This window comes from Chryseobacterium lathyri (assembly GCF_003290185.1).
In the GTDB taxonomy this organism is placed as follows: Bacteria; Bacteroidota; Bacteroidia; order Flavobacteriales; family Weeksellaceae; genus Chryseobacterium; species Chryseobacterium lathyri.
This window is the reverse complement of record NZ_QNFY01000001.1, coordinates 447,461-466,241: the sequence shown is the minus strand read 5'-3', so window position 1 is coordinate 466,241 and position 18,781 is coordinate 447,461. Positions and strand designations below refer to the sequence as shown.

Genomic DNA, 18,781 nt, shown 5'->3' with positions numbered 1-18,781 from the left:
AAAAAAAATATCAATATTGTAAAAATCATTCGAGTGGGTAATGCAGAGAATCATTGGCCGGATTTTATTAAAAAAGGAAACTTAGTGGTAAGTTTCCTTGGAGATGATTTGTTATTATAACTGTCTTAATTTACAGCTTCATCATTGTCTGATGGATATTTTGTGGTATAGTTTGGCCCACTTCCTTTCACTTTTTTAGGATCTTTAACTTGCTTTTCTAAGAATGATGCAAAAAAAGGTTTCTTTTTTGGATTTTTGTCTTTCATAATGTTTTTGTTTAATTTAATATGATTGAGTTGTTATAACTGTATTAATTTACAAGCTTCATCATTGGTGTTCTTTAGTAACAAATCTAATAATAAAATCATTATATAAAAATAATCAGCATTGATAATGATACTCGAATTCCGAATTTTAATATTTTTTATTTAACTCGAAATGAAAAAATATCTTAAAACAAATTTTACTAACCGAGGAACTTTTCATAGCCAAACGGACTTTCGAAGGAAGAACTTCTATAACCATCAAACTATTCTGACATTCTTATCCTGCATGGTCTAATTTACAAAAAATTGATATAAAATCTGCATTTCCCAGAAAACATTTTTGAGATCAGACATAATCAAGGCCATGCTATGCTCATAGAAAGGATTAAAAACTATTACAACATTGATTACATCACTTTTTTAGTAAAATTAATGAAATTCCGAATTTTATCATCTGTTTATGTATTGTTTATCAGCTATTTATGAGTGTTTGCGTTTGCTGCTCTATTTTTTCCATAGAAGAAAAGATATCTTTGTAATCTTATATATCCTAAACAGTTTTAGTTATGGGAAATAATTCTCCGGCTCGTGTTTAGAGACCTATAGCTCTCATACAGGAATTGCTGATTTGCCATACAAGATGTCATAAATATATAAGTAAAAACACAGATTTATAAATAAACACAAATGATGACTAAAATGCTAAACAATTTAGTCTATTCGTACTAAAGAAAAGCAATGAATTTCAAAGAAATACATATCGGAGCTCTCATCAAACAGCGCGTTGCAGAACATGATATAGAAATCCCCCGTATCTGCAACTTTTTTAAATGTACTGAAGCTGAGATGGAGGAAATGCTGGTACAGGAGAATCTTTCAACAGATTTAGTTTTAAAATGGTGCAAATTATTAGAATACGATTTCTTTAGAATCTATTCTCATCATTTAATGCTATACTCTTCGCCCTCAACAATCAAGGGGGAAGACTCTGGTAAAGAGAAATCATCACTGCCTGAATTTCGGAAAAACATTTATACCAAAGAAATTATTGAATTTATTCTAGAGCTCATTAAAACCGGAAAAAAAAGTAAATATCAAATCGTAAATGAGTACAAAATTCCTAAAACTACATTATATAGATGGATAGAAAAGTACATGAAAGAATAAGGCCGGATTATAAAAGAATATACTCAGACCTTATAGAATTAAAGCACCCCGAAAAGAAGGAAAAATGTAAAACAATATTATCTAAAGAACAGCTATCCAGCATCGACATTATTAGAATTAATATTATTATTTTCGGGAATAATGCGAAAAAAATTTCCCTCAATCAGAGACACCGTTCGTATGATAATGAAACGGTACAAAAGATTCTTGATTATCAAAAGGATAACAATTTGAGTAACAGCGAGGTAGCCAGCCATTTTAATATCAGCAGAAATACCATTAGAAAATGGAGAAAAAATACGGTTTGAAATATCTGAAAGGCGAATGATTTTCAGAAGAGAGTAGGGTAAATTATGAATTTATTGTTTTTATAAATTGGAACAGATTACCCCCTCTCAGTATTTGTTATCATATTTTAAACCTTTAATAACCCTCTAAATCCTCTTGCCGCATAATAGGAATCTGCGCCATTATGGTATATAAAAACCGTATTGTAACGGCGGTCACCGAAAATGGCTCCTCCCAGTTCCCGGATATTTGCCGGAGTTTTTATCCAGCTGGAAGTTTTCAGATCAAACTTTCCGAGTTCCTGAAGCTGGCGATATTGCGCTTCTGTTAATAATTCGATGCCCATTTCGGAAGCCCTGTCAATAGCATTACTGTCAGGTTTGTTGGCTTTACGGGCCTCCCAGGCCTGGTAATCGTAGCAGAGACTTCTGCGTTTCGGGCTTTCCGGAGAACAGTCGAAAAAGATATATTCGTCTGTTTTTTTGTCGTAAGCTACCACGTCGGGTTCTCCTTCCGTTTCTTCCATTTCGTTCAATGACCAGAGTTTTTCCGGGGCTGCTTCCAGTTTTTCCTGAATCTTTTCCCAGCTCAGGTCTTTATGACGGTTCATATTTTTCTCAAAACGGGTTTTCAATACCTTTAAAAGCCCTGTGCTCTGTTCGGCTGTCAGTTTCTTTTTGCTCATATCAGTTTTTTTATTTAATGTTTGATTTTAACTGTCTAGTTCTTATCGATCATTTTATACATGCTCAGAAGGATTTATTACAGCTATTTTTCTGTCTGAAGGCCTGAAATACCATGAAATAATAACTAAAATCAGCAATAACAGAGCCGGAAAAGTCCTTCCAAAAGTATCCCCCACAATGATATGGGAAATAAGTGCTCCGGACATTACAAAGAAAAATCCTGCATAAGCCCACTCTTTAAGCAGCGGACGTTTTGGGATCAGTACAGCAATAACGCCCAGGAGTTTCCAGACCCCGATAATGGTCATCAGATAAGCAGGGTAGCCTAGATTCGTGAAGTTTGCAAGTTCATCTTTATTTTTCATAAGCTGAACAATGGCTGTGGATACCATCCCCAATGCCATCCAGATCGTGAAGATCCAGTAGATAATCCTGTTTCTTTTTTGAGATTTGTTCTGTGTTTCCATAAGTAGTTTTTTTGAAGTTAATCGTTTATGCCTTTTCCTGTAAGGATGTGTGGAATATATTTTTCAATCCTGGCTTCTCTTGTTGCAGATTGTTTGGCGGAAGAGAAATGGAGCAGGTAAGCTCTCTGCCGTCCGGGAGTAAGGGCTTCAAAAGCTTCTTTGAGTTCCGGACTTTTATCCAGTTTACTTTGAAATTCTTCAGGCATTTCAAATTCCCTGGTTTTCTTCATAGGAACTTTTATACCGGATTTTTCTATTTCTACAGCCTCATACACATACGTTCTGATTACTTTTTCCAAATCAGTGATTTCTTTAAGGTCAGTAAAGCGGATCTGTCGTGCCGCCTGTACATTTTCTGTCTGCTGAATCAGGATGTTCTGAGTGTCACTCAGTAAGGAACCTTTGAAAAAGAGTAGGGCACAGTATTCCTTAAACCCATGGATCAGAACAATATTTCTGCCTTGGTAGGTGTAGCAGGGACAGCCCCATTTCAAATCTTCTTCCAATCCTGTATCGAGAATAATCGTTCTTAATTTTTCAAATTCTTTTTGCCATTGTCCGGCCTTGTCAAAGAAAAAATCAACTTTTGGATTCATAGTGGTGATAGTTTGGAGTTTGAGAGTATTAGAGTTGGAGAATATATCAATTCTTAACCTTTTTAGTAACTGAAATCTAGTATCTAGCTTCTAAAATATTCCTGAAGTCGGTTATGAGCCATATTAATTCCCTGTGCAAAAGGCAGTTTCAGCATCTGGTCTCTGAAATCAACAGATTTGTAAATGGTATGAATGGTAATTTTGCTGGTACTGTCTGTTAGTTTTTCAAATTCTAAAAATTCGATCTGAACAGGGAAGGGTGTATTTTCCATCTGGAAAGTCCTTGTGATCCTGCGGCCGGGAACAAACTCATGGATGGTTCCGTTGGCGCTAAAAACCACATCGCCCTGAGGATTGGAAGTCTGAAAGTGATAGCCTCCATGCGGTCTGTTTTCCATTTTAAGGACTTTGGTGCCCATCCATTGTTCAAAAATTTCCGGTTCGGTGTAGGCTTTGAAAAGAAGCTCAACCGGGAGATCAAATTCCCTGATGATGAATATTTCCTGCTTGCCGTCTTCGGCGTGAATTTTTGTTTTTAATTCCATGATTTTGAGTGTTTTATAGTATTAGAGTGGGAGAGTTTTGGGTAGGAGCGGAAATATTACTCATTACTTATCTTTTTCTGATAGGCTTTCATTACACTTTCCAGCTTATTGAATCTGTCGTCCCACATCTGGCGGAAAGGTTCTATAAAATCGGCTATTTCTTTCATTTTATTGGGATTTAGGTGATAGATAATTTCACGGCCGTTCTGTTCAGATCTCAGCAATTCGCATTCGGTAAGGATCTGAAGATGTTTGGAAACAGTAGGTCTTGCAGTGTCGAAATTGGAAGCGATAGCGCCGGCGGTCATAGATTGAGCGGCCACCAGCATCAGGATAGATCTTCTGGTAGGGTCGGCTATCGCCTGGAATACATCTCTTCTTAAATTCATTGTGTAGTTATTTGACTACAAATTTAAATGAAGTTATTTGACTACGCAAGTTTTTTTTGTGAAAATTGTAATTAATATTGAAATAAAAGGGTTTAACGATAAATAATTGTTTCATATTTCCTGTAGATCTTAACGATTAAAACAGATTGAATGTATAAAAATCTGCAACATCTGCCTGATCTGTGAGAAATATTAACTTAATTTATTCTCATATGAAATACATTAAATTTATGCCCGTCAGGATCTGCGAAGACAAAACCATAATAATGGTCTCCGATGCTTTCAGGTTCCGAAACGATACTACCGCCGGCTTTTACGACTTCCTGGGCCCACAGATTTGTCTGTTCTATGCTTTCTGCAGAAAGGGTGAATATAATTTCATTGGGGCTCTGAGAGTCACCAAATTTTACATTTTTTAGATTGGCTTCCAGTATTTCTTTTAAGAAAAAATGAATGATCAACTCATTTTCCCCGAAAAAAAAGCTGACCAGCTCATTGGAAGAATTAGGATTATTAGGCCTGAATCCGAGTTCTGTATAGAATTTTTGGGTACGCTCAAGGTTGCTCACTCCAAGATTGGCCCAGATCATTTTAGGTTTCATATTATTTTATTTTTTGGCTAGAATAAAGGTATTGCTTTTTGGAATAACTGAAATTGCCATGGGACAAGATTTTGTATTTATGATCCAATTTAACATAATATATTGATGCTGGTAAGTCAACCAGTAAATACAGTGAGCGGAATGTTTATAAAGAAAATTCAATGATTCAGGAGCAAATACAAAGACAAGGCTGTGAGCGTTGAAAAGTCTTTGTTGAGCTGACAGAGCATAAGCATCTTTATGACAGGAAAAATTATGGAGAACTTGCTATGATCACGAGCTTGCCGTAATTATTTTTTCTAAGATCGGATTTTTATGCCGTATAGCCATGCACAGCAAATCAGAAATAATTTAACCGGTTTATAGAGAATAAAAATCTAACAATGTACATCAGAGACAATAAGTTTATTGGGCGAGATTGAAAAAGGAAAGTTTTTGAATAAAGAAGAGTTCTCAGAATCCGTTAAAGAATGTCTGACAGAAAAGTTTTGAAAATAGCAGAATCTGAAGAGGTTATACTCCTGTCCTATTATTTATTATTTGTCCTATAATTTATATTATGTTAAATTGTATGTGATGTCCATTTTGTAAGAACACGATCTGAAGGTCTGTCCTTTTTATCAGATTTTTGTATTTTAACCCAGACAGACAATCTCTATAATTATCTTCTTTAACGTTTTTTGAGATTAATTTAGCTGAAATTTTCTATATCAGCAGATCCTTGAATTCTTTTTATAATCAACGTTCTTAGCCGATCCTCATGTTGATCCGCCCATTGACCTAAAATACCTATTACAGGAATCAAACTTTTACCAAACTCAGTTAAACTATACTCTACTTTTGGAGGTACGACCGGATAAATTTTCTTTGTAACCAATTCGTGGTCTTCCAATTCCTTTAACTGAATGTTTAAAACCCGTCGTGTTGCATCCGGTATCTTACGCTGCAATTCACTTGGTCTTTTATGTCCCTGATCAATGAACCAAAGCAAACGTATTTTCCATTTACCATAAAGTACTTCACCGATCAGATCAAGACCGCAATTTAAGTTCGGTATTATTTTTCTCTCATACATATTGCAAAATTAAACGTATGTTCCGATTAGTGCAATAGGGGAATAATTTATCCCTATATGAATCGTAATTCCGTACTTGTGCAAACTGTTTTTATACCCCAATTTTGTCCTATAAACAATTCTTAAAAATGGAACAATTTAATTTCAACAATGAGTTATCAGGCAAGATTGCATTGGTAACAGGAGGTACAAAAGGAGCAGGAAAAGCAATTGCAGAAAGGTTGCTACAAGCTGGCGCAACAGTTATCATTTCTGCTAGAAATGCACCTGAAAAAGAAAGCAGCAATCTGCATTTTATTGCCTCCGATCTGAGCAAGGCAGAAGGGACACAAAAAGTAATCAGCGAAGTATTATCTACTTATGGAAGGCTGGATATTCTTGTAAATAACCTTGGGGGATCATCTACGCCTGCAGGCGGTTTTGCTGCACTAACAGATGATGACTGGGAATCAACCCTACAAGCTAATTTGCTTGCTCCTGTTCGACTGGACAGAGGTTTTTTACCACAAATGATCGATAGGAAAAGTGGTGTTATCATTCACATCGCTTCCATCCAGGGTAAACTCCCTTTGTACGATTCAACTTTGCCTTATGCAGCTGCAAAAGCAGCTTTGAGAAACTATAGTAAAAGTTTATCAAACGAAGTTACCCCTAAAGGTGTTCGGGTTCTGACTGTTTCGCCAGGCTGGATCAATACGACAGCATCTGAAGCCTGGCTGGGCGAAATTGCAAGAAACGCAAACAGCACTGTAGAAGAAGCGCAACAAAGTGTAATAGATACATTAGGTGGAATACCTTTCGGTAGACCTGCCGAACCAAAAGAAGTAGCTGAATTAGTTAGTTTTCTTGTATCACCAAGAGCCGGCTATTTATCAGGAACTGAATTCGTAATCGATGGTGGCACAGTACCAACAATTTAATAATCTTAAAAAAAAGAAAATATGAATTTACCAAAAGTAATCACAGAATTAGTAAAAGCTCAGAACGATTTTAATAGCGTTGCCTATGCAAATTGTTTTTCTGATACAGCTGTTGTTTTTGATGAAGGAAAAACACACAATGGAAGAAAAGAAATAGAGCATTGGATCGCAGATTCCAACGAGCATTACAAATCGGTTATGACGCCTGTCAGTTATGAAGAAAATGGCAGTTCAAGTATCTTATCTGCAGAGTGTTCAGGTACATTTCCTGGGAGTCCAATTATATTAAAATTTCATTTCGAAATTGTTGACGGACAAATACAACGTTTGAAAGTAACTGATTAAAAAACGGCTAAACTTAGCCGTTTTTTTTGAATAACGGGGCAAACCATTCTCGGAAGTAATTTTTATTGTTTTTTGAGATTTCAAATATTTGAATTTATAAAATACTCCAATACTTTTTAAACCTGGTATTTTAAAGAATTTTTTTCGACAAAAATGAACAGAAATTATTAAAAAACCTCCCGATTGAATTGAGAGGTTTTGAATTTTTACTTTTTATAATGACCTGGTGCATAATTCTTTGCTGATTTAGCGCCGGTTACTTTTTTAACCTGTCCCGGTGGAAGGCCATGATTTCCATTAGGCTTTAATCTGGGAGCACAAGAAGCTACAAATAATCCAACTAATACAGCTGCTCCAATTCTTTTAATTATTTTCATCATATTTTTTGAGTTATAATATAAAAACCGTGCCAATTAAACTTTAAGTATAAATCACTATATTGTATTGCTTATTATATAAAAAAATCCATTTAATTTTTGTATATTTACGGAAATGTCTATTAATACTTTATAAAATAAGTTGTAAACATTCATAATTTTTAAATAATATAAAATGAGTAATGTTTGCCCTGAAGAGAGTAATGGACATAGTATAGGTAATATTCCGATGAAATCCATCAATATTGCGTACTTAATCTTAGTACATCGTTTACCAGGCCAATTCAAGCGACTTTTTAAAGCTCTTTACGATCCTTCCAACTTTTATCTTATTCATATCGACAAGAAAGCCAATCAGGAGATTGGCGAAGAAGTCAGTGTCTTTTTACAGAAATACCCGAATGTACACATTCTTAAAAGTAAGAATGTTGTTTGGGGTGGCTACAGCATGGTTCAGGCAGAGCTGGACGGAATGAAATATCTGTTGGACATGGAGATGAAGTGGGACTACTTTATTAACTTAAGCGGCCAGGATTATCCTTTGAAATCACAGAAAATTATTAAAGAATTTCTGTCAAAAAACAATGGGAAGAGCTATATAAAAATTGCGGATCAGAAGAAAAGCAGGCCAGAAACGATGAACCGGATTGAAAATTACTTCGAAGAATCAGAAGATAAAATTTCAGAGGAAACCTATAAAAGAGATTTTATGAAAGGTGTCATTCCCTATATTGGCGGACAATGGATGATCCTCACCCGAAACTGCTGTGAATTTATCTGCAACAGCTCGGAAGTGAAAAGGTTTGAAGACTATTATCTGAATACCTTAATTGCAGATGAGTCTTTCTTCCAGACCGTGTTGATGAATACCTCTTTTGACGGTATTTTGGTAGATGATGATAAAAGAGCAATTATCTGGATTCCTGATGGTGATATTAAATTGAGGCCAAAAACTTTCACTGAAACAGATTTAGATTTTTTGCAAACAGGGAACCATCTTTTTGCAAGGAAATTTGATGATAATGTGGATAGTAAAATCATAGGATGCATTAAAGATCGGTATGATAAGCCTTTTGAAACGTTCATAAAAGTAAGTGATATAAAAAGTATTGCCAAAAATTTAAATCACCTCAATTAAAACTGAACTGAAAATCTCAAAAAAATTTCACAATCTCAAAGATACCCTGGCTGATTAAGCCAGGTTTTTTATTTGTAAAAACGGACTTTACCTTTTTTGTTTTTATGATGATAATTTTAACAAATGGCTTGATTTTAGATTGCGATAACTAATTATTGTTATCAGTTCATAATGATAACATATCAAAATTATGGATCTATGGAAAGGTTTAAAAAAATAATTTTGAAAATTCTAAAATGGACAGGAATTTCAATAGCTGTCATTTTGTTTTTGATGTTTATTATTCCCATACTGTTTCCGGGAACAATTTCTCATCAGGTAAAAATATTTGCCAATAAACATCTTGCGGGAAAGCTCGACTATAAAAAGACTCATCTTACTTTTTTCCGGCACTTCCCTTCCCTTACGGTTTCAGTGGATAATCTTGTTTTACAGGGTTCAAAACCTTTTCAAAATGACACCTTACTGACGGCGAAAGAAGTTGCAGTAGGAATTAATCTTAAAAATCTGATTTTCAACCGTGAAGTAAAAATTGATGAAATATATGTAACCGATGCCAATGCCCATGTTTTTGTGAACAGTAAAGGAGAGGCCAACTACAACGTATACATTTCCAAAACTTCCGAAAAGTCCAAAGATACTACAGAAACAGGAGCATCCATAAAGCTGGATCTGATTAAATTCAGAAACTGGAATATCAAATATAATGATCATTCCGCAAGAGTTCTGGTTGATGCCAAAGGTCTTAACTACACCGGAAAAGGCGGCTTAAGCGAAGATATTTTCGATCTTGAGACTAATCTTGATATTGATAAAGTGGATTTTAGCCTGAACAGGATCTATTATGCCAAACAAAAAACCTTACATGCTGATCTGATTACAAGAATTAATACCAATGCCTTAACTTTTGTTCTGAAGAAAAATGAATTAAGGATTAATGATCTTCCTTTAAAATTCATTGGTTTTATTAGTATTCTCAGGGATGGCTACAATATGGATATCAATGCCGCTTCGGAAAAAACTACAATCCGGGAAATGATTTCCGTATTGCCGCCACAATATCTCGACTGGGCAAAAGACACCCAAATTGAAGGGAACAGTGATCTGTATTTCCATATAAAAGGAAGGTTCAGTGAGCCTAAAAACATCAAGCCAAGACTCAAAGTACGTCTTTTGGTTAAAAACGGTTTTGTCTCCAACGGAAAAGCACCCGTTCCTATGAACCACCTGAATATGGATCTGAATATAGATCTCCCGTCATTAGATACCAATCAGCTTGTTGTGGACTTAAAAAAACTAAACTTTGATCTCGGTCCGAACAATAATTTCCGTGCTTTCGTGAAAACCAAAGGCCTGAATGAAATGCAGGTAGATGCTGATATAAAAGGTGCTGTAGATCTTCAGACACTTGATCAGGCTTTAGGTTTGAAAGATATTGACATCCGTGGACTTATGGATACCAATATCAAGGCCAATGGTATTTTTAGTATGGACAAAAAGTTATTCCCGAAAACCGACGGTTATCTTCATCTCAAAAATGGTCTGGTGAAAACAAAATACTACCCCAACCCTATTCAGAATATCAATTTGGTAGCCAATATTGTCAATACAGACGGTACTTTCAGAAGCCTTGGTGTCAAGCTGGATCCTTTCAGCTTTGATTTTGAAGGCAATCCAGTTTTCGTCAATGCTGATCTGCGGGATTTTGAAGACCTGCTGTATAAAGTGCGGGCAAAAGGAGTCCTGAATGTCGGAAGAATCTATAAAGTTTTTGCCAAAGAAGGATTTGATGTCAGCGGTCTCATTATGGCAGATCTTTCGCTTAATGGCCGCCAAAGCTATGCTACAAAAGGTCAGTACAGCAAGCTGGACAACAAAGGAACTCTGATTTTAAAGAATATTAAAGCAACTACAGAATATCTTCCAAAATCATTTTTTATCAGAGAAGGAAACTTCCGGTTTGAGAATGAAAAAATGTGGTTCAGAAAATTCCTGGCCACTTATGGAAAATCCGATTTTGCCTTAAACGGTTATCTTTTGAATACCATCAACTATTTTATTGAAAGAAAAGGAACCCTTCACGGAAAATTTGGCTTAAACTCCAATTATATCCTGATTGATGAGTTTATGGCGCTTAAAAACGGGGATAATACGGATAAGTCTATAGAAGTAGAATATGCCAAAGTAGAAAATCCGGGAAGCAGCGGTGTTGTCATTATTCCGAAAAATCTTGATGTTTCCCTGGAAGCCAATGCTAGAAAAGTTGAATTCAAAGGATTGGCGTTTCATCATCTTAAAGGAAATGCTTCTGTCAATACAGGCCAGATTTATCTTAAAAACACATCATTCGACATCATCGGAAGCCGTATGAACATTGATGCCCGTTACCAGGATGAGTCTCCGCTGACGGCTAATTACGATATCTCCCTTAAAGTTCAGGACTTTGATGTTCAGCGTGCTTATAAAGAAATTGAGATGGTGCGTGAAATGGCCACAGCTGCCAGGAATGTTAAAGGAATCGTGTCGCTGGACTATAAATTGAAAGGAGATTTTGATAAAAATATGAAACCTATTTATCCGTCACTGGAAGGCGGTGGAATTGTTAATCTCCGTGATGTAGAAGTGAAAAATTTAAAAATGTTCTCTGCTGTCGGTGATAACATCGGTGCACAGGCTTTTGATAATCCTGATATGAAAGGAGTAAATATTGAATCCCATATCAAAAACAACCTGATCCACGTGGATAAATTTACATTTAAAGTTTCTGTGCTGAGGCCTTCCATAAGCGGAACAACAAGCTTCAATGGACTACTGGATCTCAGAATAAGAGTTGGGCTGCCACCGGGCGGATGGATTGGTTTTCCTGTCGTTGTGACGGGAACCCATGCCCAGCCGAAAATTAAGATCTTCAGTAAAACTGGACAGGGAATTATTGATGCCCTGTACAATAAAAAATCCAATAAAGTGATCCGTGAAGAAAGACGTGCCGAGAAAAAGACAAGACGTCAGCAACGCAAAGAGAAACAGGCTCAGGAACAAAAAGCGAAAAATGCGGAAAAGCAGATCAACACTGATCTTAAGGAAAAATAACTAATAAATACGAACAAGAAAAAAAACAAGTTGATTCCATGGGATTTATAAGTTTTGTACTGCAAAAACAAGTGCTTTTTTAATCGGAATTTGTACTTTTGTTGATATATTTTGTATCAATGTCGATTTTTTCAAACAATATTCGCTTTTTGAGGGATAAAAGAGAGCTCTCCCAACAATCAGTAGCCAATGAACTGGCAATTTCCCGTGTACGGTATTCCAAATATGAAAACGGAGTTTCTGAACCGCCTATCGGGCTTCTGATAAAAATATCTAAATATTTTCACGTCAGCATTGATCTTCTGGTCTCTGTAGATATCAGTAAATATCCGGTTGAAGACATGCTAAAGCTTCCGGATAACAGAATTGTCCTTCCGGTGGCTGTAGATGATTTGGGAAATGATGCCATTGAAATTATTCCGCAGAAAGCATCAATGGGATACCTTGAAGGTTACAGTGACGTAGGTTATATTGAAAGCCTGCAGAGAATTGCCCTACCCTTCCTAACTAACGGCAAATACAGAGCTTTTCCTGCAGATGGAGATTCAATGCCGCCTTTTAGGAACGGATCCTATATCGTAGGGAAATATGTAGAGGGAATTGATGAGCTGAAACCGGGAAAAACTTATGTTTTTATCACTCTAAATGACGGAATTACCTATAAACGTTTCAAGGAAAAAAAGGGGAATACTATCTGTGTAAGTGCCGATAATTCATTCTACGAACCTTATGATATCCCTTTTGAAGAAATTGTGGAAATCTGGCAGTACGCATCAGGGATTTTTCCTGAAGACTTCGAGCCCGGTGACTATGATAATTATAATTTTAAAGAAATGTTCCGGGAACTGAAGCAGGATATCAAACAGCTGGACCAAAAAGTTTCCGGACGCCGGAAACCTAAATAAAGCTGATATAAACAGTGAAATGGATCAGTTAAGCTTATTTAATTCAGATGAATATTTCCGGTTCCCGAAAGAATTGATCGAGTACACCGAACACTTCTTACCGGAAGATGAAGCCTCAGAACTTGAGGAGCTTCTGCTTCGTGCAGCTCCGTGGAAGCAGAGAACCCAGAAAATGTATGATAAAATGGTTCTGACCCCGAGGCTGACAGCATGGTATGGAGATGAAAGCAGGACCTATCAGTTGGGTGGCAACTCTTTTAACGTTAATCCATGGCTCCCTGAATTATTATCCTTAAAACAACAGATAGAAAAATCATCCGGTTACAAGTTTAATTCTGTACTGCTGAATTTATACCGTGACGGAAACGATTCTGTAGCCTGGCATCGTGACAAAGAAAGCGAGCTGGGGAACCGGCCAGTCATTGCTTCCGTAAGTCTTGGTCAGATAAGGAATTTTGATTTCCGCAAAGCAGATGACCATCAGAATAAATACAGCTTACCACTTCAGCACGGATCCCTGCTGATTATGAAAGGAGATCTGCAGGTTAACTGGGAGCACCGTATTGCCAAATCTGCAAAACCTATGAAGCCACGGATCAACCTAACCTTCCGCCTGGTTCATGAAATGTAGGCAATAGATATTTATTTTTCCAATTGAATCCATACAGGCGCATGATCGCTGCTTTTCGTCCAGCCACGGACATGACTGTCGACACCGCCGGATCTTAAGTCTGAATGAAGATATGGACTTAAAAGAATATGATCCAGCCTTATACCTGCATTACGGTCGTATGCCTTATACAGATAATCCCAGAAAGTGTAAATAGTATCATCCGGATATAGTGTACGGATGGAATCAAGCCAGCCTTTATTTAGCAGATCTTTGTAGGCCTTTCTGACTTCTGTCCTGAATAATGCATCATTTTCCCAGCGTTCAGGTTTATAAACGTCCCGGGGTTCAGGAATAATATTAAAATCACCGATAAGTATTGCAGGCAGTTCCATTTTGATGAGCTCATTAGTTCGTTTTTTAAAACGTTTGAGCCAGTCTAGTTTATAATCAAATTTTGGGCCCGGATAGGGATTTCCGTTGGGAAGGTATAGGCAGCATATCACCATCTGGTCAATAATAGCTTCAATATAACGGCTTTGCACGTCTTCAGAATTTCCGGGCAGGACTCTCTGAACTTCTGTGATCTCCAGATCTTTGGCAAGTATGGCTACTCCATTCCAGCTTTTCTGCCCGTTCCATATGGCCTCATATCCCGCTGCATTAATCTCTTTTAAAGGAAAACGTTCCTGGGGTGCTTTTAGTTCCTGAAGACAGACAATATCCGGACTGGCTTCTTTCAGCCATTGCAGCAAGACCGGTAAACGGCCATTGATTCCGTTTACATTATATGTTGCTATTTTCATAGTTTGAGATGATTTAGAAACTATTTACCTGTTTAGAAGGCAATAATTATTCCATCAAATGGAATGTTGTATATTAAAAATAAAATCCGGAATTATATTGGCATAATTTATTCATTACAATAAAAATAAAACATTATCCCATGTTAAATAAAAATTTTACAAAAGCAGAATTCATATTGAATAATGAAAATCAGTATCAGTTAGAATTTACCATTCAGGAAATTGGTCAAGGATCGAACCTTATCGTTGAAAGGAAAAATGAAAACGGAGAATATGAAACAGTTCAGGCTATGATTACCAGGCTGAATGACCGTATCTTTATAAAATGGAGCGAGCCATTCGACGGTAGACTTATTTTTGAAAAATAAAAACAAGTTTATGAAATACAGTGAAGCCTTAGAATATAAAAAAGAAGCTTTAAAAAAAGCCGATCAATCTGTACTCCAGAATTTTCATATCATTATTGCACCTGCCGATACCGGAGAAAGTGCAAAATATATAGAAGATTTTTCGAAAAATCCTGATCATTTTAATGACAGCAGCTGTAAAAAATACTGCTCGAATGATGAGTACGAAGTGATGAGCTTCAAAAAGGAAACGGAAAATTAAGAGCCTCTTCCCTATTGGATTATTAAAAATTTCCGTATTCGTAAACTTTTATGATCTGCCACATACATACCCGAAAATGCAGGCTGGTCCCATAATTGTAGATATTGTACCATCGAATAATTAATCACTAAAATATATTATTATGGAAACTAAAAAAACAACAAGAAAAACAGCCTCGAAAACTGCAGCAAAAAAAACAGGAAAAACGCCTGCTAAAAAAGATGCAGCCAAACAGCTGAAAGATTTATTTGAAGATTCACTGAAAGACATTTACTGGGCAGAAAAAGCTCTCGTAAAAGCTCTGCCTAAGATGCATAAAAATGCCACAGACAAAAAACTGAAAACGGCTATTGAACAGCATCTTAACGAGACAGAAATTCATGTAAAAAGACTGGAAGAATGTTTTGCTGCTCTCGGCAAAAAAGCCCAGGCTAAAAAATGTGATGCCATGCAGGGATTATTAGATGAAGGTAAAAGCATCATGGAAGAAACTGAGGCTGGAGCTGTAAGAGATGCAGGGATAATTGCCGCTGCACAGAAAGTGGAACATTATGAAATTGCGACTTATGGGTCACTAGCTGCCTATGCCAAAGTTCTTAAAGAAAAAGTATGCTTAAAAAACCTATTAGCGACTCTTAACGAAGAAAAAAAATGTGATGAGCTGCTCACTAAAATAGCAGATACTGCCATTAATACTAAGGCAATATAAAAACTCAATTCAATATATTTAAAGAGACCTTCAAGAGGTCTCTTTTTGTTTTGCTTAATCTTAACAACAATATAGATGGATTTTTGTAATCTTTCTGAATGAAATGTCTTTGCTTTAATAATAATTAATATCAGTTGTTTAACTTTGCTTCATCTTAAAACTGCAAATAAATAAACAGATTTGAAGCTGCCACTTTCTTATTATTTAAATCAGGATGTTATTTTCCTGGCTAAGGATCTTTTGGGAAAAGTACTTTTCACAGAAATAAATGGGGACATCACTGCGGGGATCATTGTAGAAACCGAGGCCTATTTTGGTGTCATAGATAAAGCTTCCCATGCTTACGGTGGCCGACGCACCGGACGTACCGAAACATTATATACCCAAGGTGGTGTTTCCTATGTTTATTTATGTTATGGAATCCATCATCTCTTTAATGTTGTAAGCTCCGTTGAAGACGAACCCCATGCAGTATTGGTAAGGGCTGTGGAACCATTAATAGGCAAAGAAATCATGGAAATCAGGCGGAATATGCCGGCTTCTAAAACTGCTATTTCATCAGGACCTGGTTCAGCAGCTAAGGCTTTGGGTATTGACCGTTCTTTTAACAAAAAAGATTTAACCGAAAATGAAATATGGATCGAAGACCACAGAATTAAATATTCTCCGGACGAGATCGTTTCAGGACCGAGGATTGGAGTTGCCTACGCTCAGGAAGATGCACTGCTGCCATGGCGTTTTTATGTCAGGGGCAACAAATATGTAAGCAAACCAAGATCCTGAGAACTGTTGTTAAAAATGTTAGTATCAATAAAAATGTCTGTCCGTGATATTTATATCTGTGCAGCTTTTAACATTAGGTAATGCAGATCTGTATTTTTAATAAAAGGTGGCAGAAGTTCTTTCCCCGGGCCATAAACCGCAACTTCTACATAATCTCCGGAATGGTCCATACTGATCCATCCGACAGAATTATGCTTTCTCTGAATTTCTGAATAAGCTTTAAAAGGTAATTTTTTATAGTTGTAAAGCCCAGCTTCCTGCTTTTCAAGCCCTGAATAAAAACTGAGTAAATGCTTGGCCTCATCATCAGCAAGACGTATTTTGTTGGTCTCATAGATCCAGTCTTTCATTTGCTGAAGATTAAAATCCGGGTGAATAGCATTCAGAATATATTCATTGGTGTATCGATAATCAGAGATGCTGTTAAAATTTTTGGTGGCATCCGGTCCGTAAATTGTTCCCGGATTAGCATTTCCATGGTCTGTTGTGATGATCACCAATGTATTTTGATCTTTCTCTGCAAAATCCATTACGGTTTTTATAGCTTCATCAAAAGCAATCTGATCATGAATTAAAGCAGAAATATCATTGGCATGTGCTGCCCAGTCAACTTTTCCACCTTCGATCTGTAAGACGAAACCTTCCTGATGATCTTTCATCTGATGAATAGCAGTTTGAGCTAGTTCAGCAAGAGAAGGGGTCTGCTGCAGCTCAGGAATATTCGCCCTGTCGATGGAATATGGTAAAGCACCGGAATTGAAAACCCCTAAAGTTTTCTTTCCTTTTTCTGAAGTTTTCAGGTCTGCTCTATTTTTAAGAACCTGGTAACCTTTCTGCTTATAAAGGGCATAGATATCTTTCTTATCTTTTCTTTTTAAAGGATTAAAAAATTCATCTCCACCACCTATCATTACATCAAAACCTATTTCAGCATACATTTCCGCGATTTCATTTTCTGCATTTCTACTGTCTGAATTAACGCAGAAACCTGCCGGTGTCGCATGGGTAATCGTTACTGTCGTGACACAGCCTGTCTTTTTTCCAGCCTTTTTAAATTTTTGCCAGATTGGAACATATTTTTCTCCATTGCCTCCAATATTAAGGACACCGTTTTTCACACGGAATCCACTGCCAAAAGACGAACTGGCCGCAGCAGAATCTGTAACAATAGAGCTGGCAGAAGCAGTGTCCATCAAAGCTCTGGAAACTTTATTTTCAAGATAAAGATTCATCCAGTTTCCGTTTTTTCCCAGGATATTCTGAGAATACAGATTAGCCATTGCTAAAGTTCCCGAGCTCATCCCATCACTGATCATGAAAATAATATTTTTTGCTTTTTTCCCCGGACCTGAAACTTCCTTTGCACTGTTGGCAAAAAAATCAACCGGATTTAAGGTGAATAGGCCTGACAGCAGTGCTGAACCTTTTAAAAATTTGCGTCTGTTCATCTGGATAAATTTGGTATTGCAATTTAGAGGGTAATGCTAACTAATGAAACTAAGTTGCGTTAATTAATTATGAATTTTCATCATTAATATTCTGAATCATCCCGCTTCGGAATTTTAAGTAATCAGAATCTTAGTGCTTGTGATTTCTAAAATTGATGATATGGCCTGTAATTAATCCTGCTGCTCCTACGTAAATCAAAGGAATATGGATTTCAAAGATTAAATCTGCCAAAACAGAAATTGAGATAAGGATAATAGAACTCCAAAAAAGTAATTTAAGCCAGCTGCTGGCTATATTTTTAGTCACTCTATAGACTACAACAGCGCCAATGATAAGGAAGGCAAGATCAATATAAGGATTATGGGATATTCCCAACGGAATGATCATTAACAGAGGGAAAACAACACAATGGATAAGGCACAGGACCGCTGCAGAAATTCCTACTGCATCAAGAATTTTTGATTTCATAAAGATGGGGATTTAAATTTCTTATTGTAACTTTGTTGCAAAAGTATAGATAAAATCCCAAATAACGCAACTTTGTTGCATTAAAAATGAAGCAAATCAGAAATACACAGGCTAAAACTGAAATTTTAAATGTCATTAATCATTCTGACATAGCTCTTTCACAACCGGATATTCAGAAAAAGTTGGGCGATCTATGCAATAGAGTGACGATTTACAGAGTGCTTGAAAGACTTGAAAATGAAGGCCTTATTCATAAGATTGTTAACGTTGACGGTGTTGTGAATTTCGCGAAATGCAGTGGGAAATGCAGTGCAGAAAAGCATTTTCACAATCATATTCATTTCAATTGCAAGGAATGTCATTCGGTGACTTGTATTGAAAATGTGATTCCTGATATCAGCCTTCCACCAGACTTTATAGCACAGGAATATAATTTTATAGTAAGCGGAATATGTCCGAAATGTTCTAAAGCATAGAATTTTGTGCACCAC

At 36.5% G+C, this 18,781-nt stretch carries 25 protein-coding genes; 13 read left to right on the top strand and 12 right to left on the bottom strand.

The features are described from left to right. Positions 1-125: 125 nt before the first annotated feature. Positions 126-266, bottom strand: a complete 141-nt coding sequence (locus DRF61_RS02190; protein ID WP_111953573.1) for a microviridin/marinostatin family tricyclic proteinase inhibitor — start codon at positions 264-266, stop codon at positions 126-128. 738 nt (positions 267-1,004) lie between these two features. Here DRF61_RS02190 and DRF61_RS02185 point away from each other — a divergent pair. Both DRF61_RS02185 and DRF61_RS02180 read left to right on the top strand, forming a co-directional pair. Then, the gene (locus DRF61_RS02185) at positions 1,005-1,433 is read left to right on the top strand and encodes a transposase (RefSeq protein WP_111953571.1); all 429 of its coding nucleotides are present in this window, start codon (positions 1,005-1,007) and stop codon (positions 1,431-1,433) included. Continuing rightward, positions 1,406-1,741, top strand: a complete 336-nt coding sequence (locus DRF61_RS02180; protein ID WP_111953569.1) for a helix-turn-helix domain-containing protein — start codon at positions 1,406-1,408, stop codon at positions 1,739-1,741. Before DRF61_RS02185 ends, DRF61_RS02180 begins: the two co-directional genes overlap by 28 nt. Before the next feature lie 107 nt (positions 1,742-1,848). Here the strand turns inward: DRF61_RS02180 and DRF61_RS02175 are convergent, their stop codons facing one another. The 7 genes from DRF61_RS02175 to DRF61_RS02145 all read right to left on the bottom strand — a co-directional run bounded on the left by DRF61_RS02175 (position 1,849) and on the right by DRF61_RS02145 (position 6,081). After that, positions 1,849-2,406, bottom strand: a complete 558-nt coding sequence (locus DRF61_RS02175; RefSeq protein ID WP_111953567.1) for a DUF4256 domain-containing protein — start codon at positions 2,404-2,406, stop codon at positions 1,849-1,851. 54 nt (positions 2,407-2,460) lie between these two features. Then, positions 2,461-2,874 carry a DoxX family protein gene (locus tag DRF61_RS02170; protein WP_111953565.1) on the bottom strand — a complete coding sequence of 138 codons (414 nt, stop codon included), beginning with the start codon at positions 2,872-2,874 and terminating at the stop codon, positions 2,461-2,463. Between the two features lie 17 nt (positions 2,875-2,891). Then, positions 2,892-3,470, bottom strand: coding sequence for a YdeI/OmpD-associated family protein (locus DRF61_RS02165; protein WP_111953563.1), 579 nt, complete (start codon positions 3,468-3,470; stop codon positions 2,892-2,894). 83 nt (positions 3,471-3,553) lie between these two features. Continuing rightward, positions 3,554-4,015 carry an SRPBCC family protein gene (locus tag DRF61_RS02160; protein ID WP_111953561.1) on the bottom strand — a complete coding sequence of 154 codons (462 nt, stop codon included), beginning with the start codon at positions 4,013-4,015 and terminating at the stop codon, positions 3,554-3,556. 56 nt (positions 4,016-4,071) lie between these two features. Further along, positions 4,072-4,404, bottom strand: a complete 333-nt coding sequence (locus DRF61_RS02155) for an ArsR/SmtB family transcription factor (RefSeq protein ID WP_034725549.1) — start codon at positions 4,402-4,404, stop codon at positions 4,072-4,074. Between the two features lie 197 nt (positions 4,405-4,601). Beyond that, positions 4,602-5,006, bottom strand: a complete 405-nt coding sequence (locus tag DRF61_RS02150; protein ID WP_111953559.1) for a VOC family protein — start codon at positions 5,004-5,006, stop codon at positions 4,602-4,604. A 691-nt stretch (positions 5,007-5,697) separates the two neighbouring features. After that, positions 5,698-6,081: a winged helix-turn-helix transcriptional regulator gene (locus DRF61_RS02145; protein ID WP_111953557.1), complete on the bottom strand. Its 384-nt coding sequence runs from the start codon at positions 6,079-6,081 to the stop codon at positions 5,698-5,700. Positions 6,082-6,209: 128 nt separating this feature from the next. Between DRF61_RS02145 and DRF61_RS02140 the strand changes: the two genes are divergently transcribed. Together DRF61_RS02140 and DRF61_RS02135 are read left to right on the top strand one after the other, a co-directional pair. Further along, positions 6,210-7,001 (top strand): SDR family oxidoreductase, encoded by a 792-nt coding sequence (locus DRF61_RS02140; protein ID WP_111953555.1) that lies wholly within the window; start codon positions 6,210-6,212, stop codon positions 6,999-7,001. A gap of 21 nt (positions 7,002-7,022) precedes the next feature. Continuing rightward, positions 7,023-7,346, top strand: coding sequence for a nuclear transport factor 2-like protein (locus tag DRF61_RS02135; protein ID WP_111953553.1), 324 nt, complete (start codon positions 7,023-7,025; stop codon positions 7,344-7,346). Positions 7,347-7,552: 206 nt separating this feature from the next. On the opposite strand, the gene DRF61_RS22520 is transcribed toward DRF61_RS02135, so the two are convergent. Continuing rightward, entirely contained in the window at positions 7,553-7,726 is a 174-nt protein-coding gene (locus tag DRF61_RS22520) for a hypothetical protein (protein WP_157963351.1), read from the bottom strand. 172 nt (positions 7,727-7,898) lie between these two features. On the opposite strand from DRF61_RS22520, the gene DRF61_RS02130 reads away from it, so the two are divergent. The 4 genes from DRF61_RS02130 (at position 7,899) to DRF61_RS02115 (ending at position 13,487) form a co-directional block, all read left to right on the top strand. Continuing rightward, positions 7,899-8,861, top strand: coding sequence for a beta-1,6-N-acetylglucosaminyltransferase (locus DRF61_RS02130; RefSeq protein WP_202974491.1), 963 nt, complete (start codon positions 7,899-7,901; stop codon positions 8,859-8,861). A gap of 222 nt (positions 8,862-9,083) precedes the next feature. After that, positions 9,084-11,951 carry an AsmA-like C-terminal region-containing protein gene (locus DRF61_RS02125; protein WP_228452520.1) on the top strand — a complete coding sequence of 956 codons (2,868 nt, stop codon included), beginning with the start codon at positions 9,084-9,086 and terminating at the stop codon, positions 11,949-11,951. A gap of 119 nt (positions 11,952-12,070) precedes the next feature. Further along, entirely contained in the window at positions 12,071-12,856 is a 786-nt protein-coding gene (locus DRF61_RS02120) for an XRE family transcriptional regulator (RefSeq protein ID WP_111953551.1), read from the top strand. Between the two features lie 19 nt (positions 12,857-12,875). Further along, positions 12,876-13,487, top strand: coding sequence for an alpha-ketoglutarate-dependent dioxygenase AlkB family protein (locus DRF61_RS02115; RefSeq protein ID WP_111953549.1), 612 nt, complete (start codon positions 12,876-12,878; stop codon positions 13,485-13,487). 11 nt (positions 13,488-13,498) lie between these two features. On the opposite strand, the gene xth is transcribed toward DRF61_RS02115, so the two are convergent. After that, positions 13,499-14,272 carry an exodeoxyribonuclease III gene (xth, locus tag DRF61_RS02110; protein WP_111953547.1) on the bottom strand — a complete coding sequence of 258 codons (774 nt, stop codon included), beginning with the start codon at positions 14,270-14,272 and terminating at the stop codon, positions 13,499-13,501. A gap of 140 nt (positions 14,273-14,412) precedes the next feature. Here xth and DRF61_RS02105 point away from each other — a divergent pair, with 140 nt between their 5' ends. The 4 genes from DRF61_RS02105 (at position 14,413) to DRF61_RS02090 (ending at position 16,373) form a co-directional block, all read left to right on the top strand. Further along, complete coding sequence (locus DRF61_RS02105) at positions 14,413-14,640, top strand: glutathione synthase (protein WP_111953545.1); 228 nt, start codon at positions 14,413-14,415, stop codon at positions 14,638-14,640. A 10-nt stretch (positions 14,641-14,650) separates the two neighbouring features. Then, complete coding sequence (locus DRF61_RS02100; protein WP_146896896.1) at positions 14,651-14,881, top strand: hypothetical protein; 231 nt, start codon at positions 14,651-14,653, stop codon at positions 14,879-14,881. 142 nt (positions 14,882-15,023) lie between these two features. Beyond that, positions 15,024-15,590 carry a YciE/YciF ferroxidase family protein gene (locus DRF61_RS02095; protein ID WP_111953541.1) on the top strand — a complete coding sequence of 189 codons (567 nt, stop codon included), beginning with the start codon at positions 15,024-15,026 and terminating at the stop codon, positions 15,588-15,590. A gap of 180 nt (positions 15,591-15,770) precedes the next feature. Then, positions 15,771-16,373 (top strand): DNA-3-methyladenine glycosylase, encoded by a 603-nt coding sequence (locus DRF61_RS02090; protein ID WP_111953539.1) that lies wholly within the window; start codon positions 15,771-15,773, stop codon positions 16,371-16,373. Between the two features lie 50 nt (positions 16,374-16,423). Here DRF61_RS02090 and DRF61_RS02085 read toward each other — a convergent pair whose 3' ends face one another. Beyond that, a complete protein-coding gene (locus tag DRF61_RS02085) occupies positions 16,424-17,821 on the bottom strand; it encodes an alkaline phosphatase (protein ID WP_111953537.1) in 1,398 nt (465 codons plus the stop codon). 130 nt (positions 17,822-17,951) lie between these two features. Beyond that, positions 17,952-18,290 (bottom strand): MerC domain-containing protein, encoded by a 339-nt coding sequence (locus DRF61_RS02080; RefSeq protein ID WP_111953535.1) that lies wholly within the window; start codon positions 18,288-18,290, stop codon positions 17,952-17,954. An 86-nt stretch (positions 18,291-18,376) separates the two neighbouring features. Here DRF61_RS02080 and DRF61_RS02075 point away from each other — a divergent pair, with 86 nt between their 5' ends. Further along, entirely contained in the window at positions 18,377-18,766 is a 390-nt protein-coding gene (locus tag DRF61_RS02075) for a Fur family transcriptional regulator (protein WP_111953533.1), read from the top strand. Positions 18,767-18,781: the final 15 nt, after the last annotated feature.

Bases quoted from the DNA above. Each gene is read 5' to 3' on its own strand.
- DRF61_RS02190 (WP_111953573.1), bottom strand. From the start codon at position 266: ATGAAAGACAAAAATCCAAAAAAGAAACCTTTTTTTGCATCATTCTTA.
- DRF61_RS02185 (WP_111953571.1), top strand. From the start codon at position 1,005: ATGAATTTCAAAGAAATACATATCGGAGCTCTCATCAAACAGCGCGTT.
- DRF61_RS02180 (WP_111953569.1), top strand. From the start codon at position 1,406: ATGGATAGAAAAGTACATGAAAGAATAAGGCCGGATTATAAAAGAATA.
- DRF61_RS02175 (WP_111953567.1), bottom strand. From the start codon at position 2,406: ATGAGCAAAAAGAAACTGACAGCCGAACAGAGCACAGGGCTTTTAAAG.
- DRF61_RS02170 (WP_111953565.1), bottom strand. From the start codon at position 2,874: ATGGAAACACAGAACAAATCTCAAAAAAGAAACAGGATTATCTACTGG.
- DRF61_RS02165 (WP_111953563.1), bottom strand. From the start codon at position 3,470: ATGAATCCAAAAGTTGATTTTTTCTTTGACAAGGCCGGACAATGGCAA.
- DRF61_RS02160 (WP_111953561.1), bottom strand. From the start codon at position 4,015: ATGGAATTAAAAACAAAAATTCACGCCGAAGACGGCAAGCAGGAAATA.
- DRF61_RS02155 (WP_034725549.1), bottom strand. From the start codon at position 4,404: ATGAATTTAAGAAGAGATGTATTCCAGGCGATAGCCGACCCTACCAGA.
- DRF61_RS02150 (WP_111953559.1), bottom strand. From the start codon at position 5,006: ATGAAACCTAAAATGATCTGGGCCAATCTTGGAGTGAGCAACCTTGAG.
- DRF61_RS02145 (WP_111953557.1), bottom strand. From the start codon at position 6,081: ATGTATGAGAGAAAAATAATACCGAACTTAAATTGCGGTCTTGATCTG.
- DRF61_RS02140 (WP_111953555.1), top strand. From the start codon at position 6,210: ATGGAACAATTTAATTTCAACAATGAGTTATCAGGCAAGATTGCATTG.
- DRF61_RS02135 (WP_111953553.1), top strand. From the start codon at position 7,023: ATGAATTTACCAAAAGTAATCACAGAATTAGTAAAAGCTCAGAACGAT.
- DRF61_RS22520 (WP_157963351.1), bottom strand. From the start codon at position 7,726: ATGATGAAAATAATTAAAAGAATTGGAGCAGCTGTATTAGTTGGATTA.
- DRF61_RS02130 (WP_202974491.1), top strand. From the start codon at position 7,899: ATGAGTAATGTTTGCCCTGAAGAGAGTAATGGACATAGTATAGGTAAT.
- DRF61_RS02120 (WP_111953551.1), top strand. From the start codon at position 12,071: ATGTCGATTTTTTCAAACAATATTCGCTTTTTGAGGGATAAAAGAGAG.
- DRF61_RS02115 (WP_111953549.1), top strand. From the start codon at position 12,876: ATGGATCAGTTAAGCTTATTTAATTCAGATGAATATTTCCGGTTCCCG.
- xth (WP_111953547.1), bottom strand. From the start codon at position 14,272: ATGAAAATAGCAACATATAATGTAAACGGAATCAATGGCCGTTTACCG.
- DRF61_RS02105 (WP_111953545.1), top strand. From the start codon at position 14,413: ATGTTAAATAAAAATTTTACAAAAGCAGAATTCATATTGAATAATGAA.
- DRF61_RS02100 (WP_146896896.1), top strand. From the start codon at position 14,651: ATGAAATACAGTGAAGCCTTAGAATATAAAAAAGAAGCTTTAAAAAAA.
- DRF61_RS02095 (WP_111953541.1), top strand. From the start codon at position 15,024: ATGGAAACTAAAAAAACAACAAGAAAAACAGCCTCGAAAACTGCAGCA.
- DRF61_RS02085 (WP_111953537.1), bottom strand. From the start codon at position 17,821: ATGAACAGACGCAAATTTTTAAAAGGTTCAGCACTGCTGTCAGGCCTA.
- DRF61_RS02080 (WP_111953535.1), bottom strand. From the start codon at position 18,290: ATGAAATCAAAAATTCTTGATGCAGTAGGAATTTCTGCAGCGGTCCTG.
- DRF61_RS02075 (WP_111953533.1), top strand. From the start codon at position 18,377: ATGAAGCAAATCAGAAATACACAGGCTAAAACTGAAATTTTAAATGTC.